The organism is Paenarthrobacter sp. C1, from assembly GCF_049315185.1.
In the GTDB taxonomy this organism is placed as follows: domain Bacteria; phylum Actinomycetota; class Actinomycetes; order Actinomycetales; family Micrococcaceae; genus Arthrobacter; species Arthrobacter nicotinovorans.
Genome location: NZ_CP186052.1, coordinates 3,242,629 through 3,268,681 on the forward strand (window position 1 = coordinate 3,242,629; position 26,053 = coordinate 3,268,681).

Consider the following 26,053-nt stretch of genomic DNA (forward strand, 5'->3'; position numbering starts at 1 on the left):
CCCGTCACTGGAAGGGCGGGGCTTTTTTACTGCTCGTGCGCCGGTCCTACTGACCGTTCTTGATCCGCAGCACCGTCAGGGCGGCAGCGTCCACCTTGGCGCGGAAGGCGGGGTCCGCCTGGGCCTTCTTCACTACAGCCTGGTGCATCGCCGGAATGCTGGTGGGATCAGCACAGACCAGCATGGTTCCTCCGGCACCAAAGAAGTTCAGCGCACGGTCGGCATCTGACCAAGCCTCCAACTGGGCCGCGCTGCACAGGTCATCCGACAGGACAATGCCCTTGAATCCGATATCTCCGCGCAGCATCGTGTCCATCACCATGGGCGAAAACGGTGCGATATTGGCGGGATCGATTTTGTCGTAATAGGCATTGGAGATCATGACCCATTTGGTGCCCGACGCGACCGCTGCCTTGAAAGGCCCCAGGGCAGGATCTGTGCGGGTTGTAGCGCTGTCCCGCACATGGCTGGTGACATCGGTATTTGGCACAACGCGTCCCAGACCCGGAAAGTGCTTCACCACCGGCGCTACCCCTGCGTCCTTCATGCCATCGGCGAAGGCGTTTCCCAGCTCCGAGACAGTCTCCGGCGCAAAGCCGTACTCACGTTGGAAATGGCCAATGGGACCGTTGGAGGGTGCAAACTGAGCACTGGTCACCGTGTCCAGAACAGGAGCAAGGTTGACGTTGACTCCCACGCCGAGAAGCTCCCTCCCCCACACCGCGGCATCGGCCCGAATCTTCGCCGGACCCGATGATGCCTGCACCAAGGCTGTGGGAATGGTGGAGAACCCTGGCCCGGAGAGAACCTGGACAAATCCGCCCTCTTGGTCAGTTGCGACAAACAGGGGAACACCGCCGGTGGTCGCAGGCGAAACGGTCCCGGTCAGCGAGGAAACGACTGCAGCCGTGGCGGAAGTGCCGGCTTTGCTTCGCCCGCTGAGGTACACATTCCCTGCATGGTATTTTTTCAGCGCTTCCATGGTGCCCGGCTCGGCGCCCGTAGCCTTAGCCGCCACCATGAACAGCTGCCCGACACGCTGCTCAAGGCTTAACGCCGCAAGTTGTTGCTCGGCCGGTGACGGGGTCCCGGCCGTGGGTGCCGGTGCAGCGGAAGTCGTCGGGGAAGGTGTGGCCGTCGCCGGGCTTGGCTGCGATGAGGCGGGCACCTGCGACGTTCCGGCTGCGGACGATGCCCCGCCCGATCCTGTCCCGGTTGAACAGCCTGACGCGATGGCGACGAAGGCTCCAGCGGCGACGATGCTCATACTGAGGGATGCAATTGTGTGGGACTTGCGCATGGTAAACCGTAATTCGTTGGGGTTGGGTTTCCACTTACGAGCCTACCCTGAGCGGGCACGGCAATGCCCCGGGCAATTGCAGACCGTAAATGCCGGTCGCAACTGCCCGGGGCATGGGACGGACTAGGCCGAGGCAGCCGCCTTCGCAGCGGCAGGGAGGGCTTCGATGATGCGGTTCATCGCGGCATCGTCATGGGCCGCGGACAGGAACCAGGCCTCAAAAACCGACGGCGGCAGGTACACGCCCGAGTCCAGCATGGAGTGGAAGAACGGCGCGTAGCGGAAGCTCTCCTGTCCCTGGGCGTCGTCGTAGTTGTGCACACCGTGGGCCGAGGTACCGAAAGCAACGGAGAACAAGTTGCCTGCCCTTTGAATGGAGTGGTCCACCCCTTCAGCGTCCAGCGCGGAGGACAGTGCGGCTGAGAGTTCCAGTGATCGGGCATCCACGTAGGCGTAGACCTCGGGAGTTGCATGGCTCAGGGTCGCGACGCCCGCTGCCATGGCCACAGGGTTTCCGGACAAGGTGCCGGCCTGGTACACCGGGCCCACGGGAGCGAGGTAGTCCATGACGTCGGCACGGCCGCCGAGTGCCGCCGTCGGCATTCCACCGCCGATGACCTTGCCGAAGGTGAGCAGGTCCGGGGCCCAACCTTCCTGGCGGCCTGTCAGTCCCCAGTAGCCGGCGTAGCCGGTGCGGAATCCCGTGAGGACCTCGTCGAGGATGAGCAGGGCACCGTGTTCCTTGGTGATGCGGGACAGCCCGGCGTTGAAGCCCTCGCCGGGGGTGACAACACCCATATTGGCGGGCGCCGCTTCGGTGATGACGGCAGCGATGTTCCTGCCGTGCGCAGCGAACGCGGCCTCGACGGCGTCGAGGTCGTTGTACGGCAGCACCAAAGTCTCCGCCGCGGTAGCCTCGGTGACCCCGGCGGACCCCGGCAATGCCAAAGTTGCGACGCCGGAGCCTGCCGCTGCCAGCAGACCGTCCAGGTGGCCGTGGTAGCAACCGGCAAACTTGATGATCAGGTTGCGGCCGGTAAAGCCGCGGGCAAGGCGCACTGCGGTCATGGTCGCCTCGGTGCCCGTGGACACCATGCGCAGGCGCTCGACGGCGGAGACGCGCTCCTTGACGATTTCGGCCAGGTTGGCTTCGTCCGGGGTGGACGCACCGAAGGACAGTCCCCTATCCACGGCGGCGTGGACGGCGTCGAGCACGGCCGGGTGGGCGTGGCCCAGCAGTGCAGGGCCCCACGAACATACCAGGTCAACGTACTCCTGCCCGTCGGCATCGGTCAGGTAGGCACCCTTGGCGGACACCATGAACTTCGGGTTTCCCCCCACGGAGCCGAAGGCGCGCACCGGCGAGTTCACGCCGCCGGGCATCAGGGACCGTGCTCGGTCGAAGAGCTGATCGGACACAGGGGTGTTTGACGTCATGGTTCCTATTCTTTCAGTGATTCCAGGCGGGTCGTGCCGCCCGGAGGTGGAGATGGCTCAGGCCGAAGCCAGCAGCTCGGCAACCCGCGGAGCCACCTCGGTGCCGTAGAGCTCGATGCAGCGCATCATGGATTGGTGGGGCAACGTCCCGTTGCTGTACTTCAGGTCAAAGCGATCCACGCCCAGGTTCCGCTTGAGCAGGGCGATTTTCTGCGCCACGGTTTCCGGCGAGCCAACGTAGAGCGCACCGTCAGGGCCGCACATGGCATCAAATTCGCCACGGTTTCCCGGACCCCAACCACGCTCGGCTCCGATCCGGTTGCGCTGTTCGAGCCAGTGCGGAAAGAGCTCCTCGCGGGCGGCCTCGTCGGTATCGGCGATGAATCCCGGTGAGTGCGTCGCGATCTGGCGCATGGGGTGCCCGTACTTGGCCATGGCTTCGCGGTAGAGGTTGACCAAGGGCGCAAAGCGGCGCGGTTCTCCCCCGATGATCGCGAAGATGATGGGGTAACCGTATTCGGCGCAGCGCAACACTGATTCGGGGGTTCCGCCTACGCCGATCCAGGCCGGCAGCAGGTGGTGCTGCAGCTTGGGGTACACCTGCAGCCCGTTGACGTTCGGCCTGGTGCGCCCTTCCCAGTGCACGGGCTTCTGTGCCCGCACTTTGTCGAAGAGTTCCAGCTTCTCTTCGAAAAGGACCTCGTAGTCAGCCAGGTCCAGTCCGAACAACGGGAAGGACTCTATGAACGAGCCCCGCCCCAGCATCACTTCGGCTCGTCCGTTGGACAGCGCGTCAACAGTGGCGAATCGTTGGAAGACGCGGATGGGGTCATCCGAACTGAGCACGGTCACGGCGGAGCCCAGCCGGATGCGTGAGGTCACCGCCGCTGCCGCGGCCAGGAAGACCTCGGGCGCGGACACCGCGAAATCGCGGCGGTGGTGTTCTCCCACGCCAAAGGCATGGATTCCGACGGCGTCAGCCAGCTTTGCTTCCTCCAGCAGTTCGCGCAGGACTTGGGCGTGCTCCTTGGGGTTCCCCTCGGCGTCGAGTCCCGCATCGCCGAAGGTGTTGACGCCGAGCAGTATCTGGTCCGCCGCAACCGGGGCCGTGGGATCGGAGGAAACGGATGTCATCAGGACTCCTTCAGCCAGCCTGCCAGTTCGGAGGCCCAATAAGTTAGGACGGTGTCGGCTCCGGCACGCTTGATCCCGAGCACGGATTCGGTAATGGCGCCGCGCCTGTCGATCCAGCCGTTGGCCGCAGCCGCTTCGATCATGGCGTACTCGCCCGAGATTTGGTAGGCCGAGACCGGCACGGGGCTCATGGCAGCCACGTCAGCCAGGATGTCCAGGTAGCTCATGGCCGGCTTGACCATGACCATGTCCGCGCCTTCTTCGAGGTCCAGCTCCACTTCCAGGATGGCCTCCCGGCGGTTGGCGGCATCCATCTGGTAGGTCCGGCGGTCGCCTTTGAGCTGGGAATCGACAGCCTCACGGAACGGGCCGTAGAACGCGGACGCGTATTTGGCGGCGTAAGCCAGCACCGCTGTGTTCTTGTTGCCTGATTCCTCCAGAGCCTGGCGGATGACGGCGATTTGGCCGTCCATCATGCCCGACGGGCCCAGCACGTGCGCACCTGCTTCTGCCTGGGCTACGGCCATCCGGCCGTAGATCTCCAAGGTGGCGTCGTTGTCCACGTAGCCTTCGGCATCCAGCACGCCGCAGTGGCCGTGATCGGTGAATTCGTCCAGGCAGACATCGCCCATGATCACCAGGTCATCGCCGACTTCGGCTTTGACGTCGCGGATGGCTTTGTTCAGGACGCCGTCGGGATCGAGGGAGGCTGTGCCCCGGGCATCGCGGACCGCAGGTACGCCGAACAGCATGATGCCGCCCACGCCCAGTTCCACAGCTTCGGCGGCTGCGCGCTTCAACGAATCGGTGGTGTGCTGGACGACGCCGGGCATGGAGCTGATGGGGCTCGGTTCCGTGAGGCCTTCACGAATGAACGCCGGAAGGATCAAGTCGGCCGGAGCCAACCTGTTTTCTGCTGTGAGCCGGCGCATCGCGGCAGTGGTGCGCAAGCGGCGGGGACGATGGTTCGGAAAGCTCATTGCGGGTTCCCTTCGTTGGCGAAAACAGATTCGAGGGCGGCCACGATGCCGTCCGGGGTTGGTTCTTTGGCTGTAGCAGCCACGGTGAGGTGGAGCCGCGAGGCTTCTGCCGCCGTCGGGCGTCCGATCGCGATGAAACGGCACGTACCCAAGGACGGAAACAAGGCGGCGATCCGCCGTGCGGCACTGGGCGAGGCAGCAACAACCGCGTCCACGGTCCCGGCGTCGATCGCCTTTCGGGCATCGGCGGGTTCCAGGACGGCCGCAATGACTCGGGTGGAGTGCACGGCGTCTGAATTCACGACGGCGGCAGGAACCTCCGCGGTCACGCGCACTTCTTCGCGGGCCGGATAGTCCACCGTGTGGTAGGCAACAACTGCGGTGACGTCCGCTCCTTTCGCGGCCAGACCCTCCCTCAGCCTTGTCGCTGCGATGTCGGCCTGTGGGAGGAAAACCCGCGACGACGCTGGTTCCCACACCTGCAACAGCCCCTCGGCGGACTGGACGTCAGTCGGCGCCAAGTCAACGACGAGCCCTACGGACTCCAAAACCTGGCGGGATGAGTGGCCAATGGTGGCCACTTTGGTCCCGGCGGGCAGCAGCTCTGCGATGGCCAAGCCGCGCCCGGCTGCCTTTTCCAGCAAGACCCGCACCGTGGTGATGCTGCTGATGACCAGCCAGTCGAAGCCACCGGCAGAAAGCCTGTCCAGACCGGTGTCGAGTTCGGATTGGTCACGTGCCTGTTCGAAATCGATCAACGGCAGCACCAGCGGCTCCGCGCCACGGTCGCCCAGGGCGTCCGCCAGCGGCTGGGCCCGGTCCGCGCTCCTGGTGATCAGGATGCGCCGACCGGCCAGCACTGCTGGTTTTCCCGGGCCTGGTTTTCCCGGGCCCGGGTTTACCGGGTCCGGGATTTCGGGCCAGGGGTTTGCTGACTCAGGACGCTGCAAGATCCGCGATCTCCGCGGCACCCGCAGCCAGGAGAAGCTCAGCAACTTCAATGCCCAGCAACGTAGCTCCCACTTCGGTCAAGCCGTCGGTAGCCTTCTTCTCGCGGACCGTCTTGGTGCCGTCAACGGCGCATACCACGGCCTCCAGGTGCAGCATGCTGCCTTTTCGGAAGGCATAGGCGCCAACAGGAGCTGCGCAGCCGGCCTCGAGGCGGGCCAACACGGCACGTTCCGCTGTCACGGCAAGACGGGTGTCGTCGTCGTTCAATGCCGCCAGGGCCTGTGCGAGCACGCCGTTGGAACCCTCGGTGTTGCCAGCCTGCCGGGGGGCGTCGTCCGTGCGGCATTCGATGGCCAGTGCGCCCTGTCCGGGTGCAGGCAGCATCACGTCCGTCTCGAAGAACTCGCTCACCGAGTCCAGCCGGTCGATGCGTTCCAGGCCGGCGGCCGCCAGCACGACGGCATCGAGGTCGCACGTTTTGCCGGGGACAACCTCATCCGTCGGATTTCCGGGAAGTCCCGGCACGCGGCCCAGGCGGGTATCAACGTTGCCGCGGATATCCAGCACCTCAATATCCGGGCGGGCGGCCCGGAGTTGCGCTGCGCGGCGGGGAGACCCGGTGCCTACTCTGGCGCCTCCAGGCAATTGAGCGAGCGTCATGCCATCGCGGGCACACAGGACATCCCGGACGTCCACGCGTTGCGGCGTGGCGGCGATGGTCAGGCCTACTGCAGCGCCAGTGGGCAGGTCCTTCAAGGAATGGACGGCAACATCGCAGCTGTTGGCCAGCAAAGCATCACGCAGCGCGGCAACAAAGACGCCGGTGCCACCCATTTGGGACAGGGACCCGGTCTTGACGTCGCCCTCGGTCCTGATGTGCACGAGCTCCACCGGGAAGCCGCCAACCGCAGCCAGTCTGTCGGCGGTTTGCTGCGTCTGCGTCAGGGCCAGCTTGCTCGCCCTGGTGCCGATGCGCACGGTCACTTGGCTGCCTCCGACGCTGGATAGGGGTCGTGGCGGGTTCCGATCGTGGTTCCGGCTTCGGAAATGACGGGCTTGGCCCCGCGGAAATTCTCGCAGCAGTTAGGCCGGCACACGTCGTACCAAGGGCCCAGGTCCGTGACATGCGGACGGTCTGCGATGTTGTTGTCCACGGTCCGTTCGCAGATGAGGTCCACGAGTCCCGAAACGAAGGCGGCGTGCGTGCCCGGTGTGGGAACACGGGTTGCCGCAATGTCCAGGTTCTTGCAGGTTTCCAGTGCTTCGGTGTCCAGGTCCCAGGCAACTTCCATGTGGTCGCTCACGAAACCGAGGGGAACAATGACTACACCGCGGACGCCCTGGGGCGCAATCTCCTCAAGGTGGTCGTTGATGTCCGGCTCCAACCACGGAATGTGCGGTGCACCGGAGCGTGACTGGTACACAAGATCCCAGGCGACGTTGGGTGCCACGACATCCATGATGGCTTTGGCGTTGGCCAGGTGCTGGGCGGCGTATGCGGAGCCTTCGGCGAATTCGCGGGGCTCGTCCTCGGAGCGGCCGGCGGCCTCGGCGTCACGCGTGGGGATGGAGTGCGTGGCGAAAAGGACGCGGATCTTCGAGTCCGGGTCGGCTTCCCCGGCAGCGGCGAGCTTTCCCCGGATCTCTTCCAAGCCGGCGGCAGTCCCCTCAAGGAAGGGCTGGACCACGCCAGGGTGGTCGAAGTACTGGCGGATCTTGTCCACCTGGAGCTTGCCGTCCAAACCTGTCTCCGTCAGCGCAATGCCGATGTCTTCACGGTACTGGCGGCAGCTGGAGTAGCAGGAGTAGATGCTGGTGGTGAGCATCAGGATACGGCGATGACCGGCGTCGTAGGCGTCCTGCAGGACCGGCGCGATGTACGGGTCCCAGTTGCGGTTCCCCCACAGGACCGGCAGTTCGATACCGCGGTTGGCCAGTTCAGCCTCGATGGCGGCTTTCAGCTCACGGTTCTGCTGGTTGATGGGGCTGATGCCACCGAAAGCGCGGTAGTGGTGGGAAACCTCTTCGAGCCGCTCGTCGGGGATTCCGCGTCCCCGGGTCACGTTGCGCAGGAAGGGAATGACATCTTCCTGGCCTTCGGGACCACCAAAGGATGCGAGCAATACGGCATCGTAGTTTCGGGGTTCCTGGCGACCACGTTCGGTCACTTCGTTCAGGTCGGTGGAGATAACGGGCGTGCTCATGCCAGGACCTCTGCAATCTCCGCTGCGGTGACGCGGCGGCCGGTGTAGAACGGAATTTCTTCGCGGACGTGGTTGCGGGCGTCAGTTGCGCGGAGGTGGCGCATGAGGTCCACGAGGTCTACGAGTTCAGGTGCTTCGAGGCCGAGTATCCACTCCCAGTCACCCAGCGCGAAGGAGGAGACCGTGTTGGAGATGACCTGGGGGAATTCCCGGCCCAGCATGCCGTGCTCCCGCAGCATGGCGCCACGTTCTTCGGCGGGCAGGATGTACCACTCGTAGGAACGGACGAACGGGTAGACACAGAGCCAGGTGCTGGGCTCAACCCCGCGGGCGTAAGCGGGGACGTGGCTCTTGGAGAATTCGGCTTCGCGGTGCACGCCCATGGCGGACCAGACGATCTCGGTTCCGGCGAAGAGTTTGCTGCGGCGGATGGAGCGGACGGCGGCCTGCAGGTCCTCCGGCTTGGCTCCATGGAGCCACACCATGATGTCGGCGTCCGAGCGCATGGCCGAGACGTCGTAGCTGCCGCGCAGGACTACGCCGTCGGCGGCAAGTTTTTCGACCAGGGCTTCAAATTCCTGGGCAGCATCGCCGCTGCGCAGGACGTCGGCCGAGCGTTTGAATACAGTCCAGAGCGTAAAGAACTGCTCTTCGGTTTCAGCAGTTTTAGTGACAGATTCGACAGAAGTGTGGCTCATGGTTCAAGTTTGCCCCGTGCCAGCCGCTAAGTCGAAACGGATGAGTTCTACAAGCCGTAGAAGTGACGCAAATCACGGAAACGAAGGTTCTTCCGCGCTTCCTTGGGCGAGCTGGCGCCGCGTGTCCGCCACCACCGCAGCCAGGCCATTCCCGGCCAACCAACCGCCGACGACCACCAGGCCGTCGGCTGCGGCACAAGCCTCCCGGACCTGGGCTACGCGCTGTTTATGACCGACGGCGGCAAAAGGCAACGCCCCAGCCCACCGCACGACATCCCAATCAACGACGTCTGCACTGGTCACCGGCACCGTCAGCAGGGCCGAGGCGTCCGCCAAGGATGCAGCCAGGAGGGATTCGTCATCCAGAACAAGGTCCGCTCCCCCGCCGGCTTCCTCGCGCCGGCCATAGGAAAGACGCAGGACATGCGTGCCCGGCCCTGCTTCTTCGGCCAGCCAATCCCACTTTGCCGTGGCGTGGGTCAGCGCTTTGGCCTTGATCCCGGGGGTTTGCGGCGCCACGAGGATGCCGGTCCCGCGCGGACGACTATCCAGCTCCGGCAGATCCACAACCAGGGTCACCAGGCTCACCAGCGGTCCGGGAGCGGGACGCAAGGCGGCCAACTCAGGCAAGGACTTCTCCAGAAGCCCAACGGCGGCCGGACCGTCCAGCGCAACGACCAGGCGATCGGCGTCGTACGTCGAACCTCCGGCGGTGACCCGCCAGCCGGCGCGGGTTTTCATCACGTCCTCGGCGCGCTTGTCGAGCACCAGGTCCACATCCCGTTCCCGGAGGTCGGCTACCAGCGCGGTCACCAGGGTGTTCATGCCACCTATAAGGCCGGCGACGGCGGAGCCCGCCTTCGCCGGACCGCTACCGGACCGGCCGCTGCCGGTTTTCGCGATGCCGGATTTCCGCTGCGCGGCTACCGCTGCGGCAAGCGAACCGTGTTTGCGCAGACCCGCCCGAAGTCCCGGCGCGACCATATCAACGTCCAGGAGAGCAGGATCGGCCGAATGGACACCGCCCACCACGGGCGAGACAAGCCGGTCAAGTACTTTTTTGCCCATCCGGGCGGCGACCAGCGAAGCGACGCTGGTGACCTCGGAGGATGTCCCCACCGATGCCGGCAGCCAACGGTCAAGGGAAGCTCGCACTGCTCCCACGAATCCCAGTGAACGCCGGACTTCCGGGTCCCACGGATTCGCGGGAATTCCCAGCACACCTGTTTTGGGCAGTTCCTGCGGACCGTCAGGCAGCTGTACCCAGGCCCCTCCCGGGTGGGGAGCCACGATCTGTTCCGCCAGGCCGAGTTCACGCGCGAGGTCGGCCACCGCCGGAGACCGCGTGGCGAAGGACTCCGCTCCGCTGTCCAGGTGCAGACCGGCGACTACGTGGCCCCCGACGCAGCCTCCCCACGCTCCGGTCGCTTCCAGCACGGTGACGGAAGTGCCGGCTATGGCCAGTTCCCGCGCTGCGAGGAGCCCCGAGATTCCGCCGCCCACCACCACTGCCCTGGCTTCCGGCGGGAGTTGTTTGGGCGTTGAGTGTCCGCCGCGCACGTGCCCTACTTGGCGGGGATCGAGTGGATGAGCTCCACAACGCGGGTAAGCACGGTGGGATCGGTTTCCGGCGGTACTCCATGGCCAAGGTTGAGCACGTGCCCAGGGGCGCCGGCGCCGGCAGCGATGACTTCCCGGACGTGCGCCTCCAGCACTTCCCAGGGTGCCGAAAGCAGCGCGGGATCGATGTTGCCCTGCAATGGAACCGTCCCGCCCAGGCGCCGGTTGGCTTCATCCAGGGGCAGCCGGTAATCGACGCCGACAACATCCACGCCGACATCGCGCATGGCGACCAGGAGCTCGGAGGTTCCGGTTCCGAAGTGGATCAACGGCGCACCAAGCCCGCGGACGTGGTCCAGCGCACGGGTCGAAGCCGGCGCAACGTACTTGGTGTAGTCGGCCAGGCCCAAGGAACCGGCCCAGGAGTCGAAGAGCTGGCCTGCGGAAGCACCCGCTTCGAGCTGTGCCTGGAGGAACAGTCCGGACGCGTCGGCAGCCCAGTTGGCCAGCGCGGTCCAGGTCTCAGGGTCGGCGTGCATCATGGTCCGCGGGCCCAGGTGGTCGCGGGAAGGCTTGCCCTCAACCATGTAGGCGGCAAGCGTGAACGGGGCGCCGGCAAATCCGATGAGCGGCGTCGTGCCGAGCTCGGCAACGGTAAGGCGGACGGCTTCGCGGATGGGCTCCAGGGCTTCCCACGTCAGCTTGGGAAGAGCAGCGACATCCTCCGCGGTTCGCACCGGCTTGTCCAGGACCGGACCAACGCCCGGAACGATGTCCACGCCGACCCCTGCCAGCTTCAAGGGGATGACGATGTCCGAGAAGAAAATGGCGGCATCGACGTCGTGGCGACGAACGGGCTGAAGCGTGATTTCGGATGCCAGCTCCGGCCTCAAGCACGAATCAAGCATTGCAACGCCCTCGCGGACCTTGAGGTATTCGGGCAGCGAACGGCCCGCCTGGCGCATGAACCACACCGGCCTGCGTGAGGGCTTGCCGCCACGGTAGGCCGTGATCAACGGTGAGTCCGAGGTCCGGCCGTCCTTCAGCGGGTGGTTGGCGTCGAGGCTACCCGCCGGGGAGTTGGAGGCCGTACTCTTGGATGCTGCCGTGCTAGAAGTCATGCCTTTGATTGTGCCGAAAATCCGGGACAAAAGATAACGACAAACTGTCACGTCAGCCCGGAGAAGGCAGTTGTGTCGCGGATCACTGGCCTCCGTGGGGATCCCCACGGCGCCATATTGTTCTACCGGGCTACGAAAAAGCTATGATTGGGGTGCTGTGGTTCTTTTCTCATTGGTGGCTACACACGCCGACATCGACCTCGAAACCGTCGCTCAGTTGAGCAACGGTTCCTCTGGGCTTGCCTCGGCAGCCCTGACTGATTCCCCCGTGGTGTCCGGAGCGGTGGTACTCGCCACCTGCAACCGCTATGAGGTTTACGGCGAAACGGCCAACGGGGCTGACCTCGAAGCAGCCCGTTCCGCCCTCGTTTCCCAGATCAGCGAGCTCAGCGGACTCAACGAACAACTCGTCTCGCGCTCCTTCGCTACCCACACAGGTCCCGAGGTCACCCGCCACCTCTTCGCTGTAAGCGCCGGGTTGGACTCTGCCGTGGTGGGTGAGCGTGAAATCGCCGGCCAAGTACGCCGGGCACTCATCACAGCCCAGCAGGAAGGGACAGCGAGCTCCGGGCTTGTTCGGCTCTTCCAGGCTGCATCCAAGACAGCCAAGGACGTTGGCGCACAGACCGCCCTCGGCTCTCGCGGCCTGTCCATCGTCTCCGTGGCCTTGGACCTCGCGACGGACCTTGCCGAGAATGACGACTGGTCCACCAAGAAAGTCGTGGTGTTCGGAACGGGCGCCTATGCCGGTGCCACCATGTCCCTCCTGCGGGAACGCGGCTGCACGGACATCTCCGTCTATTCTTCTTCCGGCCGCGCCGAAGCTTTCGTCGCCACCCGCGGCGGCAACGCGCTCGACGCCGACACGCTCCCCGCTGCTGTGGCCGCCGCCGACGTCATGATCGGCTGCAGTGGCTCTGACAACCGGGTCGAAGCCGCGGACCTTGAACGTGTCCGTGCCAACTCGGGCAAGCCGTTGATTGCCATCGACCTTGCCCTCACCCACGATTTCGATCCCGCAGTTGGTGAACTGGAAGGCGTCGAATTGCTGACCCTTGAGTCGGTTCGGCTCGCCGCTCCACAGGAGCAGGCGGAGTCGCTGTCCCAGGCCAGCGCAATCGTCACAGGCGCTGCCGCCTCCTTCGAGTCCGAACGCGAAGCCCGTTCCGTCGACACAGCCATTGTCGCGTTGCGCCGCCACACCATGAACGTCCTGGACGCCGAGATGGAGAAGGTACGCGCCCGGCACGGCTGCACCGCTGCCGCCGAGGAGGTGGAGTTCGCCCTTCGGCGCATGGTCAAGCAGCTCCTCCACATCCCCACGGTCCGAGCCCGCGAGCTCGCGGCCAACGGCCAGCAAGACGATTACGTCGCAGCCCTTGAGGCCCTGTACGGCATCCACGTGGAGCAACCGCAGGCAGCGGCCGCGGCCACGGAATGCCCCGTGGACCACGACCAGCTACGTTCTGAAAGCGCCTGAGCCACACCCGGCCTACGCGAAAGCGTTTATCCCCGTCAGCTCTGCCGACAACGCCCAAAGCTTCTTTGCGTCCGCGTTGTCGACGGCGTGGGCGTCCACTCCCTGGTAGCGGGCCAAGGGAGACTCCTTGTCAGTGGGTTTGGCTATATCGCAGTCTTCGCAGTAGACGCCACCCTTGCCGTTGAGGGCCTTCGAGGTGGCAGCCCACACGGACGTCGCCGCACCTTGTTCAGGGGTCTTGAATCCTTCGCGGACGTTGCCTTCTGCATCCATCCAGCCCGCTGCCACCATTTCTTCCTTAGGCAGGTGCCGCTGCAACTCGGTCATGATGCCACCGGGGTGGACCGCGAAGGCCCGCACGCCAGAGCCTCGGCCGAGGTGGTCGAGTTCCACCGCCAAGAGGGAGTTGGCAGTCTTGGCCTGGCCGTAGGCCTGCCACTTGTCATAGGAAGTGCTGAAGTTGAAGTCGTCGAACCGGACGGGTGAGAGCTTGTGGCCTGTGGACGACAACGACACGACGCGCGCATCGCCTGAGGCCACCAACGCCGGCCACAACAGATTCACCAGCGTGTAGTGCCCCAGGTGGTTCGTCGCGAACTGGGCTTCCCATCCCGGCCCGACCCGTTGTTCCGGGCTGGCCATGATGGCAGCGTTGTTAATCAGGATGTCCAGCTTTTCGTGGTCAGCCAGGTATCGCGCGGCGAAGTCCTTGACGCTGTCCTGGTCGGCAAGGTCCATGTGCTCCACCTGGACGTCCGCGGACAGGCCAGCGTCCGCCAGTACAGAACGGGCGTGCTCCAGGCGCCTGGCGGGTACTGTCACCTCTGCCCCTGCCGCGACCAAGGCACGCACAGTCTCCAGCCCAAGCCCGGAATAGCCACCCGTGACGATGGCGGACTTGCCGCGCAGGTTGATCCCGTCGATGACCTCCATGGCCGTGGTTCCGTGTCCAAACCCGGAGCCGAGGGGCCGCTGTTCTGTTTGTGTACGTTCTTCGCTCATGCTTGAGCTTCCCAGAGAAGCCGGGATACGGGCAATGGTCAGTAGACGGGCTTGGCGGGCTCCACCTGCCGCACCCAGGCGAGAATTCCGCCGTCGAGGTGCTTGACACGGCTGTAGCCGGCCTTCTGTGCGGCTTCCAGCACCGTTGCCGAGCGCGTGCCCGCCTTGCAGTGGAACACGATGTCCTTGTCCTGCGGAAGTTCCACCCACGCCTCGCCGGACAGGATCCGGCCCTGCGGAATGAGCACCGAACCGTCGATGCTCACAATGCTGTGCTCTCCGGATTCGCGGACGTCGACGAGCTCAAAGTCCCGCTCCCCCGCTTCGCGCTCGGCCAGCATCCGGGCAAGTTCGGTCGCGGTCACGGTGTGGTCCTGGTCCGTGGCGGCAGCGGGTGTCACACCACAGAATGCCTCATAGTCGGTCAGTTCCGTGATTGGCTCGGCTTCCGGGTCCTTGGACACCTTGATCTCGCGCCAGCTGCCGCCAAGGGCGTCGAACAGCGCCACCCTGCCAAGCAAGGAACGTCCGACGCCGGTAATCAGCTTCACGGCTTCTGTCACCATGAGCGAGCCGACCGCCGCGCACAGCATGCCGAACACGCCGCCCTCGCCGCAGGACGGCACGGAGCCTGCCGGAGGCGCCTCGGGGTAAAGATCCCTGTAGCTGGGTCCGTGCTGGGCCCAGAAAACGCTGACCTGGCCATCGAAACGGAAGATGGAACCCCACACGTAGGGCTTGCCAAGGATCGCAGCAGCGTCATTGACCAGGTACCGGGTTGCGAAGTTGTCCGCGCCGTCAAGGATGAGGTCGTACTGCGCGAAGAGTTCCAATGCGTTGGAGGAGTCCAGGCGGATGTTGTGAAGGACCACGTTGACCAGGGGGTTCAGCTCCGCGATTGCACGGCGGGCTGATTCGATCTTGGGGGTGCCTACATCCTTGACTCCGTGGATGACCTGGCGCTGGAGGTTGCTGAGGTCGACGTCGTCGTCGTCGACGATCCCCAGCGTTCCCACGCCGGCGGCGGCCAGGTAAAGCAGGGCGGGCGAGCCAAGGCCTCCTGCGCCAATGACAAGAACCTTCGCATTCTTGAGCCTGCGTTGGCCCACGGCTCCGATTTCGGGAATGATGAGATGCCGTGAGTACCGCTCAACCTCGGCCGGCGAGAGCTCGGCGGCCGGTTCGACAAGGGGCGGCAGGACGGTGGGCGCAGCGGAGTGGGCAGCAACAATTGAGGCCATACCCCAATGTATGCCTGCCGATGCCGCCCGGTCATATTACCCACCGGTAGAGTGGTCATAACTGCAAAGGAAAGGCGGCAGACTGTGGCTGACGGCACACGGGCAAACGATGGGGCACCCGCAAAGCAGGAACGGACCGGTTCACCTCGTTCACCAAGGTTGCCGCGTGACGAACGCCGGGCACAGCTGCTGAACGCCGCCTTGGAAGTCTTCGTCTCCAACGGCTTCCACGGCGCGGCAATGGACGAGATCGCAGAAACTGCGCACGTCAGCAAGCCGGTGCTCTACCAGCACTTCCCGTCCAAACGCGAGCTGTACATGGCGCTCCTGGACAGCCATCTGGCAACCCTGACGGATTTGATGCTCGGTGCACTGAACTCCACCACGGACAACAAGGAGCGCGTCAAGGCCGTCATGCGCGCCTATTACAGGTTCATCGCGGACGACGACCAAGCGCACCGCCTTGTGTTTGAGTCCGACCTCATCAACGATCCCGATGTCAGCTCCCGTCTGGAGACGTTCAACAAGACGTTCGCCGACGCCGTCGCCCATGTCATTGCCGAGGACACCAAACTCCCGCCCCTCGAAGCCCAGCTCCTGGGTCGCGGCCTGGCAGGAATGGCCCAGGTCAGCGCCCGTTATTGGCTTGAAACGGACGGAAACCTGGACCTCGATGTCGCCAGCGATCTGATCTATCGTTTAGCTTGGCGCGGAATCAGTCGATTCCCCAAAGAGTCCTAGGCTACAAATAGAGGACTGACTTAACACTTGATTGGCTTGGAGGCCTTGCTGTGGAAGTAAAGATCGGCATTCAGAACGTTGGCCGTGAAATTGTGCTCGAATCCGCCCTGGACGCTGACGCCGTAGCCAAGATCGTGGCCGAGGCCGTGTCCAAGGGCTCGGAACTGCGGCTGACCGATGAGAAGGGCCGCCAGGTCATCGTTCCGGGCAACGTGCTGGGATACGTGGAAATCGGCGCCGAGGAAGTCCGCCGGGTCGGCTTCGGCGCCCTCTAGCGTTCACCGTCCCGCCTTCGTCCGCTAAGGAGTCTCATGCTTTCACTTGTCATCGTGGTTCTGGCCACCGTTGCTGCCGGTTTCATCGTGTGGGCCACCGATAAGCGGCACAGCAGGTACGGGATTGCATTGCCCGCAGGCATTGCGGCCGCTGTTGGCACCCTGAGCTGGATTGCTTTCATCAGTGCCGGACTGGGCTACCAGCCGGGCGCGACGTGGATCCCTTGGGTCCTGCCAATCGTGCTCGGAAGTGCAGCGGCAGCGGGCATTGTGGTCTATCTGGGACGGACCCGCACCAAGCATGATACTGAGGCGCTGACCAAGGCCTTGCGGCTCTAGGCTCGAAAAACAGCAGTGACCATCACCCACGGGTGATGGTCACTGCTGTTTAAGGGCCCTCGGCGCCCGGATAGCGACCCGGCTCAGCGAGGGCACCCGTGGCCGATGCTGCCTCACTTACGGAGGCGGCAGCAGCAAGGTCGCGTTGGGTTACCTGTCCGCCGGCGTCATGGGACACGTAACGCAGGAAGACCCTGTTGTACCGCCAGTCAAGATCCGGATGGTGGTTCTGCTCTTCGGCGATCTGTCCAATGGCCGCGATGAGGGCCAAAGCCTCGGCCGCCGTCGACGTCTTGTAAACGGTTACGAGGCCGTTTTGGAGCTTCCAACCCGGGAGGTCCTTGAGCGCGGCTTCGACCTCTGCCGGGGGCACCGGTTCTTTCCTGTTAACCATGGTTGCTCCTTCGTTGCGGGGAACCCGGCCCGGGAGGAACCCGGCTTCAGAGGAACTCCGCCCGGCCTTCCATGGCCGACGACGCCAAGGCGTGCTCACGACGCGGAATCCGGCCTGCCTGTTTGGCCAGCCTACCGGCGATGACGGCGTGTTTGAAGGCTTGGCCCATCTGCACAGGGTTCTGCGCGCGGGTCACTGCGGTCGCCAGCAGGACCGCATCACAGCCCAGTTCCATGGCAAGTGCGGCGTCGGAAGCTGTTCCGATCCCGGCGTCCAGCACCACCGGCACGGAGGCCCGGGACACGATGAGTTCTATGTTGTGCGGGTTCAGGATGCCCAGGCCGGTCCCGATGGGCGAGCCCAGCGGCATGACTGCCGTGGCGCCGAGGTTCTCGAGGCGGAGGGCAAGCACGGGATCGTCGTTGGTGTAGGCGAACACTTTGAAGCCGCGGTTCACCAATTGCTCGGTGGCGTCCACCAGTTCAACAGCGTCAGGGAGCAGCGTGTGCTCGTCCGCGATGACTTCCAGCTTGACCCAGTCGGTCTCCAGCGCCTCGCGTGCCAGTTCCGCCGTCATCACGGCGTCCTTCGCCGTGAAACAGCCTGCGGTGTTCGGGAGGACCCGGATGTTGTTGTCCACCAGCAGCTGGAACAGCGAACCGGTTTCGGCCGGCGAATAGCGTCGCATGGCCACGGTGGTGAGCTCGGTTCCGGATGCCAGGAGCGCGGCTCCGAGCCCGTCAAGGCTCGGCGCACCTCCCGTTCCCATGATCAGGCGGGACCCGAATTCGACGCCGTCGATCACCAAGGCGTCAGTACGGATTTCGGTGCTTGCTGTGGTCATGGTTCAGCCTCCCTGTACTGCGGTAACGAGTTCGAGTTCATCGCCGTCGGCCAGCGGAGTAGCTGCCCACTGGCTGCGCGGCACCACCTCGGAATTGCGGGCGACGGCGACACCCAGCTTCCCGCCGTCGGCCGCCTGTCCACGGTGGTCGAGTGCGCGGCCGGTGACGGCCGTGACGAGCGTGCTGACGGAGGCGTCGGCGGGCACCTGGCGGACGGCGCCGTTGAGTTTGATGTTCATACTGTTTCCTTGCTGTGGAGTTGAGGACAACGCGGGGTTGCACTGAAACGGTCGGGCCGGAAGATGGACCAGCGGGGATCAGGGGAACCATTGAGCAGCTTCCCCACGATCATGGCGGCCACGGGGGTCAGGAGGACGCCATGCCGGAAGAACCCAGTGGCCACCACCAGGCCTGCGATGTCCCCGCTTGAACCGGCTACGCGGCCCAGCAACGGAGCGTTATCCGGAGTCCCTGGCCTGGCACGCGCAGTTGCTTCCAGGAGTTCAAGTTCGGCCACCGCGGGAACCAGTACCTGGGCGTCCCGAAGGAGCTGGTACACCCCGCCGGCAGAGACTGCGTTGGAGGCCGCCGACAAGCCGTCCTCCCGTTGGGTAGCTCCGATGACTACGGTTCCGTCGTCCCTGGGAACGATGTAAACGGGCACCCCGCGGACCATGCCACGAACAGTGGCAGTGAGCAGCGGTTGGAGGTGCGCGGGGACCCGAAGCCTGAGGATGTCCCCGTAGACCGGCCTGACCGGAAGTTCAAGACCCTCAGGAAGGCCGGCGAGCACGGGGGCGCCCAGCCCGTTGGCCACCACGGTTTCGCCGGCCATGACGGATTTGCCGGATTCGAGCTCCACTCCGGCTACCTGGTCCCCGTCCCACAACAGGCCGTGCGCGGACTCTGCAACGGCAAATCCTTCCCTGGCGCCGCCTACCCACGTGCCATCGCCGGATGAATGCGCGGCCAGCCCTGCCATGAGGCACTCCGCCAGCTTCCGTGGATCCACCTGGTGATCGGCGGGGATATCAAAGGCACAGGAAATTTGCGGGCTAAGGAGCGGTTCGCGTTCCCTGGCGGTCCGCAACGGCAACGGTTCGACCCCCAGGCCCGCCGCGAGCTGGACGGTGCGAAGGTCTGCGAGCGCCCGGCGGTCGGCGGCATCGGCACCCACGGCGAGGGTCGGCGTCGTGCGGTATCCGGTATCTTCCACAGGCCGGTGAAGGCCGCCGGCAAACGAAGGCCACAACCGGGATGACTCGAGCATGAGCTCCAGGAGGTCTTCTTCCTGGTAGTGCAGCTCGCTCACGGGCGCCAACATTCCGGCAGCAGCAAATGTCGCACCGGTGGCGGGTGCCGGATCGATGAGTGCTACGGAGCGGCCCAGCTTCCGAGCCTGGTGGGCGATGCCCAGTCCGATGACGCCTCCGCCGATAACGGCAACATCCGCGTGAATGGCTTCTGCCATCTGTTTCCTTCCCTACGCCGGTACTAGCCGGATCAGGTCAAGCGGTCGGCTCTGAAGCCCTCTCAGCCGGACGGTCATAAAGACGTAGGTCACGGCTCCCGCAGTACGTGCCCAGTTTAGAGGAACTACTGTGGATTCCATGACCCAGCACTCTGCCCTCGCCAGCGCCCGCCTCTACCTGTGCACTGATGCGCGCAAGCGCCAAGGCGATTTCGAAGACTTTGCCGACGCCGCGTTCCAGGGCGGGGTGGACATCATCCAACTCCGTGACAAGACGATCGAAGCGGCCGAGGAATTGGAATTGCTGGCGATCCTGCGTGGCGTCGCAGAACGGCACGGGCGGCTCTGGGCGGTCAACGACCGGGCCGATATTGCCAGTGTTTCCGGGGCTCCGGTGTTCCATGTGGGCCAGAAGGACCTCCCGCTGGAGATTGCCCGCACCTTCCTTCCCCGCCCTGCTTCGATTGGTCTCTCCACCCATACACCTGAGCAGGTAAATGCCGCGATCACGGCTTCGCCGGGCGAGCCTGGGCTGGACTATTTCTGCGTTGGTCCCGTCTGGGCGACCCCCACCAAACCCGGCCGTGAGGCGGTGGGAACCGGCTTGGTCACATATGCCGCGGAAGCGATCAGGCGCGCGGAGGAGACCACCGGAGGCGCCGTGGAGGTGCCGTGGTTTGCGATCGGCGGAATCGATCTCGGCAATGTCGAGCAGGTGCTCGCTGCAGGCGCCAGCCGTATCGTCGTCGTTCGCGCCATTACCGAGGCGGAAGATCCGACGGCGGCAGCCAAGTCGCTGCTCGAAGCCCTGGACGCCGCCGCGTAACGGTTCTCCACACAACAGTCCCAGGCACGCAGACCGTCGGGGTATCGGCAGGTTGTGGCGACAGGGTGAGTCGGGGCTTGCAGATGCCGCAGCCCACCCACCGGATCGGATCAGATTCAGGTGAGCCGATCGCGGTACTGGCGCATCTTGCTCCGCGCCCCGCACGTGTTCATGTCGCACCAGGTCCGGGTCCTGGACCGTGAACTGTCGTAGAACACCCACCTGCACGCTTCCGACGCGCAGGTCCTGAGCCGCTGCCCCGAGCCGGTCAAGCCGTGGAGCAGGAGCGCCCCGACCGCTGCTCCCGACGGCGAGACCGGCAGGCCGGCCGACGGGGTCAGCGCGAGCCGCCCGTCGTCGTCGACGTGGGGGCCTGCCCAGTGCTCCTGAGCGAGCTGGTTCAGGGCGGATCGCGCTGCCGTGTCGGTACGGTCGGCCAGGAACGCGCGCATGACCTCGCGGGCGTCGCGCAACGAGATGAGATGCTCGAGCGTGGGCTCGCCGCCCCATCCATGCCGGACCAGCCACTCCCGCCCGTCACGGATGGTCGCCAGCGCGTCGGTGCCGTGCAGCAGTGTGGCGCTGTTGCAAAACTCCACGACGACACGCAGCTCCTCGGGCACGGCGGACTGCACGGCGTTCACGCGCTCAGCAGACTGAGGAGTTCGCCGGGCCGATCCTCCGGCACCATGTGCCCGGCTCCCTCGATGATCGAGAACCGCGCGTGATCCGGAAGTGCCGTGACGAGCCGATGGGCGTAGTCGACACCCAGCCACGCATCTTCCGAGCCCCAGACCACGTGGATCGGGATGTCCAACAGCCGGAGTCGATCCTGTAGCTCGTCGGTGTTCTCCTCGCCGCCTTGGGTGTACTGCCGGTAGAACGCCCGTGCCCCTTCCGCACCCGCCCACTGGCCCGTGTACGAAGCCAGGGCGTCTGCACGCAGACCCACGTGACTGCCGGACCGGATCTTGGCGTCGATCAGGGCAGCGCTAGCCCAGTCGGGGAGCGCCTCGAAGGCCTCGGGGTGCTGGTGGACGGTTTGGAAGAACCCGCCGGCGCCCCAACCACTCACCGTCGCGGCATCGATGAGCGTGAGCGACTCGAAGTTCACGTCGTGCAGGAGCGTCGCCCGCAGCGCGACCGCGCCGCCGACGTCGTGCGCCACGACCCGAGGCGCTGAGACCCCCCAGCGCTCGAGGAGTTCGACGAAGATCGTCGCCTGCTGCCGGAGGCTCACATCCGGCGCGGTGCGGGTCGACTGTCCGAATCCGAGCATGTCCCAGACGTAGACCCGGTGATCACGAGCAAGCACCGGGGCGATGTCTCGCCAGATGTACGACGAGAAGGGTGTGCCGTGCATCAGAACGAGAGCCGGGCCCTCGCCGACCGAGTTCCATCGCACCGTACCGTCGCCGACGTCGAACCGCTCGGGTAGCGACCAATCGCTCATAGCTTGCCCCTTCCTTGTTACCGTCTTTATACCTTAGACGGTAACAGGCCCAAATGGGCTACGGGGGTGTTGATGGCTGCCGTCGACCGCCCCACCGCCTGCCTCCCCGGGCCGCCAAGAAGCTAATGGCCAGCAACAGCTGGCCATCCGCCGCACTGACAGCATCGCTTGGAGCCGGAAGCGTCCAAGACTATCTGCCGGTTTCGGGCTACCCTGATTTTCGTGTCACATCATCGGATAGCGCCCAACGTCGACGACTCATCGGACCAGCTCGCAGCGGCTTTCGCGGCCCTCCGGACGGAGCTGGAGCTGCCCGGCGACTATCCGGTTGATGCCGTCCGGGAGGCACGGGACGCCGTCGAATCCCTCCGCCTGCCCGATCGCGACCTCAAGCACGTCCCTTTCCTGACCATCGACCCCGCAACGTCAACGGACCTTGACCAAGCCCTGTTCATTGATCGCGCCGGCGAGGGGTACAAGGTTCTCTACGCGATCGCCGACGTGCCGTCTTTCGTGGCTCCCGGCGGGGCGCTGGATGCCGAAACCCGGCACCGCGGCCAGACGTTCTACGCTCCGGACGGCCGCATCCCCTTGCACCCGGAGATCATCAGCGAAAACGCAGGCAGCCTGCTCGCCGATCAGGACTGTGGTGCGTTCGTCTGGGATTTCGACCTCGATGCCAACGCGGAAGTGGTCAATGTTTCCGTCGCCCGTGCCACGGTCCGCAGCCGCGCCAAACTCAGCTATAAAGGAGCCCAGCAACAGATCGACGACGGCTCGGCACCGCCCGTACTGCAGCTCCTCAAGGAAGTCGGACTGAAACGGGTCGAACTTGAGAGGCTCCGTGGTGGGGCAAGCCTCAACATGCCCGAGCAGGAAATCGTCCAGGCGACCGACGGCGGCGGGTACAGGATCGTTGCAGCACCGTCACTGCCGGTGGAGGACTGGAACGCGCAGATCTCCCTCATGACAGGCATGGCGGCGGCCCGGCTGATGCTGGACGGAAAAGTCGGCATACTGCGGACCATGCCCGCCCCCGATGAGAGGTCCTTGCAGCACTTCAAGCGGCAAACCGTGGCCTTGGGCAAACCGTGGGACGGCCAGGTCACCTACGGAGAGTACCTGCGGACCCTGGACGCCTCCGATCCCAAGCAGCTCGCCATCCTGCACTCCGCCGGGATGTTGTTCAGGGGTGCCGGATACACCCCGTTCGACGGCGAAGTGCCGGAGACGGTGATCCAGGCAGCCATCGGCGCGCCCTATGCCCACACCACCGCTCCCTTGCGGCGGCTCATCGACCGGTTCGTCCTGGTGATCTGCGATGCCCTGTGCAACAACAGGGAAATTCCGCGCTGGGTCCGCGAGGCGTTGCCCTCCTTGCCCGAGATAATGGGAGCCTCTGACCAATTGGCAGGCAGGCTTGAACGCGCTGCCTTGGACACGGTGGAAGCAGCACTGGTGGCCAACCACGTAGGCCAGGAGTTCGACGCCGTAGTGATTTCCGGTTCCAAGCCGCAGAACGGCAACGGAAACAGCAACAACGGCAATGGCACCGGCAAGGGCAACGGAAACGGCAGTGGACCGTCCGGTATCGTCCAGATCGCAGAACCTGCCGTCACCGCAAGGTGTGACGGCGAACTTGAGTCCGGCACCAAGGTCAGGGTGCGTCTCGTCAGGGCGGAAATCGCCAGCCGTGAAATCAGGTTCGAGCTTCTCAACTGACGCGCATCACGCCACGATCCGGGCTTTATGGCTCCCAGAGGATAGACTGGCCCTGTAGTAATGGATGCCCGGTCGTTGATTCAGTTAATTTTTGAACTCAACAAGCCCGCCCCTACGCGATCTTGAGATGTACCAACTGGTCACCAGTGCCAGTACTTAGATAGCCCGCGATCGGCTTCCACTGGACTTGCTTGCGCGCCCGTTCTGCTCCGGTACGGCTCCGCCGCCCCCGTTGAGCATGCAGCGCCAATGCCCAAATGAATAAGGAAACTCCCTGTGAGTGAATTGCACACCCATGAAGTCCTGACGGACTCCACCGGAACTGAATCCATCGAACCCGAGGAAACGATCATCTCGGATGAGACGCCCCACGAGATCGAGGAAAAGTCGTTTGCGGACTTCAACGTCCGCGCCGACATCGTCGAGTCCTTGGCCGACGCCGGTATCACGCACCCCTTCCCCATCCAGGCCATGACCCTCCCGGTCGCGTTGAGCGGCCACGACATCATCGGCCAGGCAAAGACCGGCACCGGCAAGACGCTGGGCTTCGGTATCCCCGCCCTGCAGCGTGTTGTCGGCCGGGACGACGCAGGCTTTGAGAAGCTCGCTGTTCCCGGCGCTCCCCAGGCCCTGGTGATCGTTCCCACGCGTGAACTCGCCGTACAGGTTGCCAACGACCTCCAGGCAGCCTCGCGCAAGCGGAACGCCCGTATCGCCACCATTTACGGTGGACGCGCCTACGAGCCGCAGGTCGATGCGCTGCAGAAGGGTGTCGAAATCGTCGTGGGCACGCCCGGGCGCCTGATCGACCTCTACAAGCAAAAGCACCTGAGCCTCAAGAACGTCAAGATGGTCATTCTCGACGAAGCCGACGAAATGCTGGACCTGGGCTTCCTCCCGGACGTCGAGACCCTGATCGCCGGCACCCCCGCAGTCCGTCAGACGCTGCTCTTCTCCGCCACCATGCCCGGCCCGGTTATCGCCATGGCCCGCCGGTACATGACGCAGCCCACCCACATCCGGGCAGCCGACCCGAACGATGAGGGCTTGACCAAGCGCGATATCCGCCAGCTCATCTACCGTGCTCACGCCATGGACAAGACCGAGGTAGTGGCACGCATCCTGCAGGCACGCGGCCGCGGCAGGACCATCATCTTCACCAAGACCAAGCGCACGGCAGCGAAGGTTGCCGAGGAACTGGTTGACCGCGGTTTCGCTGCCGCCGCCATCCACGGCGACCTCGGCCAAGGTGCACGCGAGCAGGCTCTGCGTGCGTTCCGCAACAACAAGGTGGACGTCCTCGTCGCCACCGACGTCGCGGCCCGCGGCATCGACGTCGACGACGTTACGCACGTGATCAACTACCAGTGCGTCGAAGACGAAAAGATCTACCTGCACCGCGTGGGCCGTACCGGCCGCGCCGGCAACAAGGGCACCGCCGTCACGTTCGTGGACTGGGACGACATGCCGCGCTGGGGCCTGATCAACAAGGCCCTGGGACTCAGTGTTCCGGAGCCCGTTGAGACCTACTCGTCCTCACCGCACCTCTACAGTGACCTCGACATCCCCGAGGGCACCAAGGGCCGTTTGCCCCGCAACAAGCGCGTCCTGGCAGGCGTTGACGCCGAGGTCCTTGAAGACCTGGGCGAGACCGGCAAGAAGAACGCACGTTCGGGCGGTTCCGGCCGCGACGGCGGACGTGACGGAAAGCGCGACGGCGGCCGCGGCCGCTCCGGCAAGTCCGGCGGCTCCAGCGAATCCCGTGGCGAGGGCGGAAGCAACCGCACCCGTCGTCGTCGTACCTCCGAAGGCGATGCAGCTCCGGCCTCCGGCGCGGCAGACTCGCGCAACGCCTCCGCAGACAACGCCGATAAGCCTGCCCGCACTCGCCGCCCCCGCACGCGCCGCCGCAACGGCGAAGTGGTGTCGGGCGAGACGGCTGCTGCCCAGCCAGGCAACACCGAGGCCTAAAACCGTCGATGACTGAAACTGTTTGGGCGCCGGACGGCGGCAACATGGTGGTGCACGCGGACAACGCGGAATTCCTTCCAACGCTGCCGGACGGCGCCTTCACACTCATTTACGTGGATCCGCCCTTCAACACGGGCCGGGTCCAGCGGCGGCAGGAAACCCGCATGGTCCGCAACGCCGACGGCGACGGCGACCGCGTCGGCTTCAAGGGCCGTTCCTATGACACCATCAAGGGCGCCCTCCACAGCTACGACGACGCGTTCAGCGATTACTGGTCCTTCCTGGAACCCAAACTCGTGGAAGCCTGGCGTCTCCTGGCCGATGACGGCACTTTGTACCTGCATTTGGACTACCGGGAAGTGCACTACGCCAAGGTGATGCTCGACGCCATCTTCGGCCGGGAATGCTTCCTCAACGAGATCATCTGGGCCTACGATTACGGTGCCCGCGCCAAGAACCGCTGGCCCACCAAGCACGACAACATCCTGGTGTACGTGAAGAACCCCGCCAAGTACCACTTCGACAACGCAGAAGTGGACCGGGAACCGTACATGGCACCGGGTCTGGTCACGCCCGCCAAACGCGAACGCGGCAAATTGCCGACGGACGTGTGGTGGCACACCATTGTCTCCCCCACCGGCCGCGAAAAGACCGGCTACCCCACCCAGAAGCCCGAAGGGCTGGTGCGCAGGATCGTCTCCGCATCGAGCCGCGAAGGCGACTGGTGCCTTGATTTCTTCGCAGGTTCCGGGACCCTGGGTGCAGTAGCTGCGAAGCTGGGCCGCAACTTTGTGTGCGTGGACCAGAACGAACAGGCCATCGAGGTCATGCGGAAACGCCTGGGCAGCAAAGCCGGATTCCACGAGCTGCTGCCAACCGGCCTCTAGGCCCGGCTTAGTGGCTGGTTG

The 26,053-nt window shown here is 64.9% G+C and carries 26 protein-coding genes and 1 riboswitch; of the genes, 8 read left to right on the plus strand and 18 right to left on the minus strand.

Translation table 11 applies throughout. From position 1 onward, the window contains the following. Window positions 1-46: 46 nt before the first annotated feature. The 10 genes from ACNAOU_RS15120 to hemE form a co-directional block, all read right to left on the minus strand. Window positions 47-1,267 (minus strand): glycoside hydrolase family 3 N-terminal domain-containing protein, encoded by a 1,221-nt coding sequence (locus tag ACNAOU_RS15120; protein WP_281444339.1) that lies wholly within the window; start codon window positions 1,265-1,267, stop codon window positions 47-49. Between the two features lie 156 nt (window positions 1,268-1,423). Further along, on the minus strand, window positions 1,424-2,737 hold the full coding sequence (gene hemL / locus ACNAOU_RS15125) for a glutamate-1-semialdehyde 2,1-aminomutase (RefSeq protein WP_018776503.1): 1,314 nt from the start codon (window positions 2,735-2,737) through the stop codon (window positions 1,424-1,426). Window positions 2,738-2,794: 57 nt separating this feature from the next. Then, window positions 2,795-3,871 carry an LLM class flavin-dependent oxidoreductase gene (locus ACNAOU_RS15130; protein WP_422757168.1) on the minus strand — a complete coding sequence of 359 codons (1,077 nt, stop codon included), beginning with the start codon at window positions 3,869-3,871 and terminating at the stop codon, window positions 2,795-2,797. Further along, the gene (gene hemB / locus ACNAOU_RS15135; RefSeq protein WP_018776505.1) at window positions 3,871-4,851 is read right to left on the minus strand and encodes a porphobilinogen synthase; all 981 of its coding nucleotides are present in this window, start codon (window positions 4,849-4,851) and stop codon (window positions 3,871-3,873) included. The genes ACNAOU_RS15130 and hemB overlap by 1 nt, the downstream gene beginning before the upstream one ends. Then, window positions 4,848-5,711, minus strand: a complete 864-nt coding sequence (locus ACNAOU_RS15140; RefSeq protein WP_422757169.1) for a uroporphyrinogen-III synthase — start codon at window positions 5,709-5,711, stop codon at window positions 4,848-4,850. The genes hemB and ACNAOU_RS15140 overlap by 4 nt, the downstream gene beginning before the upstream one ends. A 76-nt stretch (window positions 5,712-5,787) precedes the next feature. Continuing rightward, window positions 5,788-6,786 (minus strand): hydroxymethylbilane synthase, encoded by a 999-nt coding sequence (hemC, locus tag ACNAOU_RS15145; protein WP_422757170.1) that lies wholly within the window; start codon window positions 6,784-6,786, stop codon window positions 5,788-5,790. Further along, entirely contained in the window at window positions 6,783-8,006 is a 1,224-nt protein-coding gene (locus ACNAOU_RS15150; protein WP_110503889.1) for a ferrochelatase, read from the minus strand. Before ACNAOU_RS15150 ends, hemC begins: the two co-directional genes overlap by 4 nt. Beyond that, the gene (gene hemQ, locus ACNAOU_RS15155; protein ID WP_018776509.1) at window positions 8,003-8,704 is read right to left on the minus strand and encodes a hydrogen peroxide-dependent heme synthase; all 702 of its coding nucleotides are present in this window, start codon (window positions 8,702-8,704) and stop codon (window positions 8,003-8,005) included. The genes ACNAOU_RS15150 and hemQ overlap by 4 nt, the downstream gene beginning before the upstream one ends. Before the next feature lie 72 nt (window positions 8,705-8,776). Next, complete coding sequence (gene hemG / locus ACNAOU_RS15160) at window positions 8,777-10,264, minus strand: protoporphyrinogen oxidase (RefSeq protein ID WP_413306221.1); 1,488 nt, start codon at window positions 10,262-10,264, stop codon at window positions 8,777-8,779. A 5-nt stretch (window positions 10,265-10,269) separates the two neighbouring features. Next, window positions 10,270-11,385, minus strand: coding sequence for a uroporphyrinogen decarboxylase (gene hemE / locus ACNAOU_RS15165; protein ID WP_018776511.1), 1,116 nt, complete (start codon window positions 11,383-11,385; stop codon window positions 10,270-10,272). Window positions 11,386-11,542: 157 nt separating this feature from the next. On the opposite strand from hemE, the gene ACNAOU_RS15170 reads away from it, so the two are divergent. Further along, on the plus strand, window positions 11,543-12,865 hold the full coding sequence (locus ACNAOU_RS15170) for a glutamyl-tRNA reductase (RefSeq protein WP_422757171.1): 1,323 nt from the start codon (window positions 11,543-11,545) through the stop codon (window positions 12,863-12,865). 12 nt (window positions 12,866-12,877) lie between these two features. Here ACNAOU_RS15170 and ACNAOU_RS15175 read toward each other — a convergent pair whose 3' ends face one another. Together ACNAOU_RS15175 and moeB are read right to left on the minus strand one after the other, a co-directional pair. Continuing rightward, the gene (locus ACNAOU_RS15175) at window positions 12,878-13,867 is read right to left on the minus strand and encodes an SDR family NAD(P)-dependent oxidoreductase (RefSeq protein ID WP_422757172.1); all 990 of its coding nucleotides are present in this window, start codon (window positions 13,865-13,867) and stop codon (window positions 12,878-12,880) included. 38 nt (window positions 13,868-13,905) lie between these two features. Continuing rightward, window positions 13,906-15,108 carry a molybdopterin-synthase adenylyltransferase MoeB gene (gene moeB, locus ACNAOU_RS15180; RefSeq protein WP_110503886.1) on the minus strand — a complete coding sequence of 401 codons (1,203 nt, stop codon included), beginning with the start codon at window positions 15,106-15,108 and terminating at the stop codon, window positions 13,906-13,908. A 6-nt stretch (window positions 15,109-15,114) separates the two neighbouring features. Here moeB and ACNAOU_RS15185 point away from each other — a divergent pair, with 6 nt between their 5' ends. The 3 genes from ACNAOU_RS15185 to ACNAOU_RS15195 are packed head-to-tail and all read left to right on the plus strand — an operon-like array spanning window position 15,115 to window position 16,463. Further along, window positions 15,115-15,849 (plus strand): TetR/AcrR family transcriptional regulator, encoded by a 735-nt coding sequence (locus tag ACNAOU_RS15185; protein ID WP_218670569.1) that lies wholly within the window; start codon window positions 15,115-15,117, stop codon window positions 15,847-15,849. Window positions 15,850-15,899: 50 nt separating this feature from the next. Continuing rightward, entirely contained in the window at window positions 15,900-16,124 is a 225-nt protein-coding gene (locus tag ACNAOU_RS15190) for a DUF3107 domain-containing protein (protein WP_018776516.1), read from the plus strand. A gap of 36 nt (window positions 16,125-16,160) precedes the next feature. Beyond that, the gene (locus ACNAOU_RS15195) at window positions 16,161-16,463 is read left to right on the plus strand and encodes a membrane protein (RefSeq protein ID WP_018776517.1); all 303 of its coding nucleotides are present in this window, start codon (window positions 16,161-16,163) and stop codon (window positions 16,461-16,463) included. Window positions 16,464-16,512: 49 nt separating this feature from the next. Here ACNAOU_RS15195 and ACNAOU_RS15200 read toward each other — a convergent pair whose 3' ends face one another. From ACNAOU_RS15200 to thiO, 4 genes are all read right to left on the minus strand, one after another. Then, window positions 16,513-16,857 carry a 4a-hydroxytetrahydrobiopterin dehydratase gene (locus tag ACNAOU_RS15200; RefSeq protein WP_422757173.1) on the minus strand — a complete coding sequence of 115 codons (345 nt, stop codon included), beginning with the start codon at window positions 16,855-16,857 and terminating at the stop codon, window positions 16,513-16,515. 46 nt (window positions 16,858-16,903) lie between these two features. Then, window positions 16,904-17,701 carry a thiazole synthase gene (locus ACNAOU_RS15205; protein ID WP_039242222.1) on the minus strand — a complete coding sequence of 266 codons (798 nt, stop codon included), beginning with the start codon at window positions 17,699-17,701 and terminating at the stop codon, window positions 16,904-16,906. A gap of 3 nt (window positions 17,702-17,704) precedes the next feature. Beyond that, window positions 17,705-17,941, minus strand: coding sequence for a sulfur carrier protein ThiS (thiS, locus tag ACNAOU_RS15210; RefSeq protein ID WP_064721652.1), 237 nt, complete (start codon window positions 17,939-17,941; stop codon window positions 17,705-17,707). Then, window positions 17,938-19,173, minus strand: a complete 1,236-nt coding sequence (gene thiO / locus ACNAOU_RS15215) for a glycine oxidase ThiO (protein WP_422757174.1) — start codon at window positions 19,171-19,173, stop codon at window positions 17,938-17,940. Before thiO ends, thiS begins: the two co-directional genes overlap by 4 nt. Next, window positions 19,166-19,285: riboswitch (TPP riboswitch) on the minus strand. It overlaps the preceding gene by 8 nt. A gap of 27 nt (window positions 19,286-19,312) precedes the next feature. Between thiO and thiE the strand changes: the two genes are divergently transcribed. Further along, window positions 19,313-19,999: a thiamine phosphate synthase gene (thiE, locus tag ACNAOU_RS15220; RefSeq protein ID WP_026266965.1), complete on the plus strand. Its 687-nt coding sequence runs from the start codon at window positions 19,313-19,315 to the stop codon at window positions 19,997-19,999. Between the two features lie 116 nt (window positions 20,000-20,115). Here thiE and ACNAOU_RS15225 read toward each other — a convergent pair whose 3' ends face one another. After that, window positions 20,116-20,643, minus strand: a complete 528-nt coding sequence (locus ACNAOU_RS15225; RefSeq protein ID WP_422757175.1) for a CGNR zinc finger domain-containing protein — start codon at window positions 20,641-20,643, stop codon at window positions 20,116-20,118. Then, window positions 20,640-21,452 carry an alpha/beta fold hydrolase gene (locus ACNAOU_RS15230; RefSeq protein ID WP_422757176.1) on the minus strand — a complete coding sequence of 271 codons (813 nt, stop codon included), beginning with the start codon at window positions 21,450-21,452 and terminating at the stop codon, window positions 20,640-20,642. Before ACNAOU_RS15230 ends, ACNAOU_RS15225 begins: the two co-directional genes overlap by 4 nt. Window positions 21,453-21,674: 222 nt before the next feature. Between ACNAOU_RS15230 and ACNAOU_RS15235 the strand changes: the two genes are divergently transcribed. The 3 genes from ACNAOU_RS15235 to ACNAOU_RS15245 all read left to right on the plus strand — a co-directional run bounded on the left by ACNAOU_RS15235 (window position 21,675) and on the right by ACNAOU_RS15245 (window position 26,032). Next, window positions 21,675-23,174, plus strand: coding sequence for an RNB domain-containing ribonuclease (locus tag ACNAOU_RS15235; protein ID WP_020608507.1), 1,500 nt, complete (start codon window positions 21,675-21,677; stop codon window positions 23,172-23,174). A gap of 276 nt (window positions 23,175-23,450) precedes the next feature. Then, on the plus strand, window positions 23,451-25,145 hold the full coding sequence (locus tag ACNAOU_RS15240; protein WP_422757177.1) for a DEAD/DEAH box helicase: 1,695 nt from the start codon (window positions 23,451-23,453) through the stop codon (window positions 25,143-25,145). Between the two features lie 8 nt (window positions 25,146-25,153). Next, the gene (locus ACNAOU_RS15245; RefSeq protein ID WP_018776527.1) at window positions 25,154-26,032 is read left to right on the plus strand and encodes a DNA-methyltransferase; all 879 of its coding nucleotides are present in this window, start codon (window positions 25,154-25,156) and stop codon (window positions 26,030-26,032) included. Window positions 26,033-26,053 lie beyond the last annotated feature (21 nt).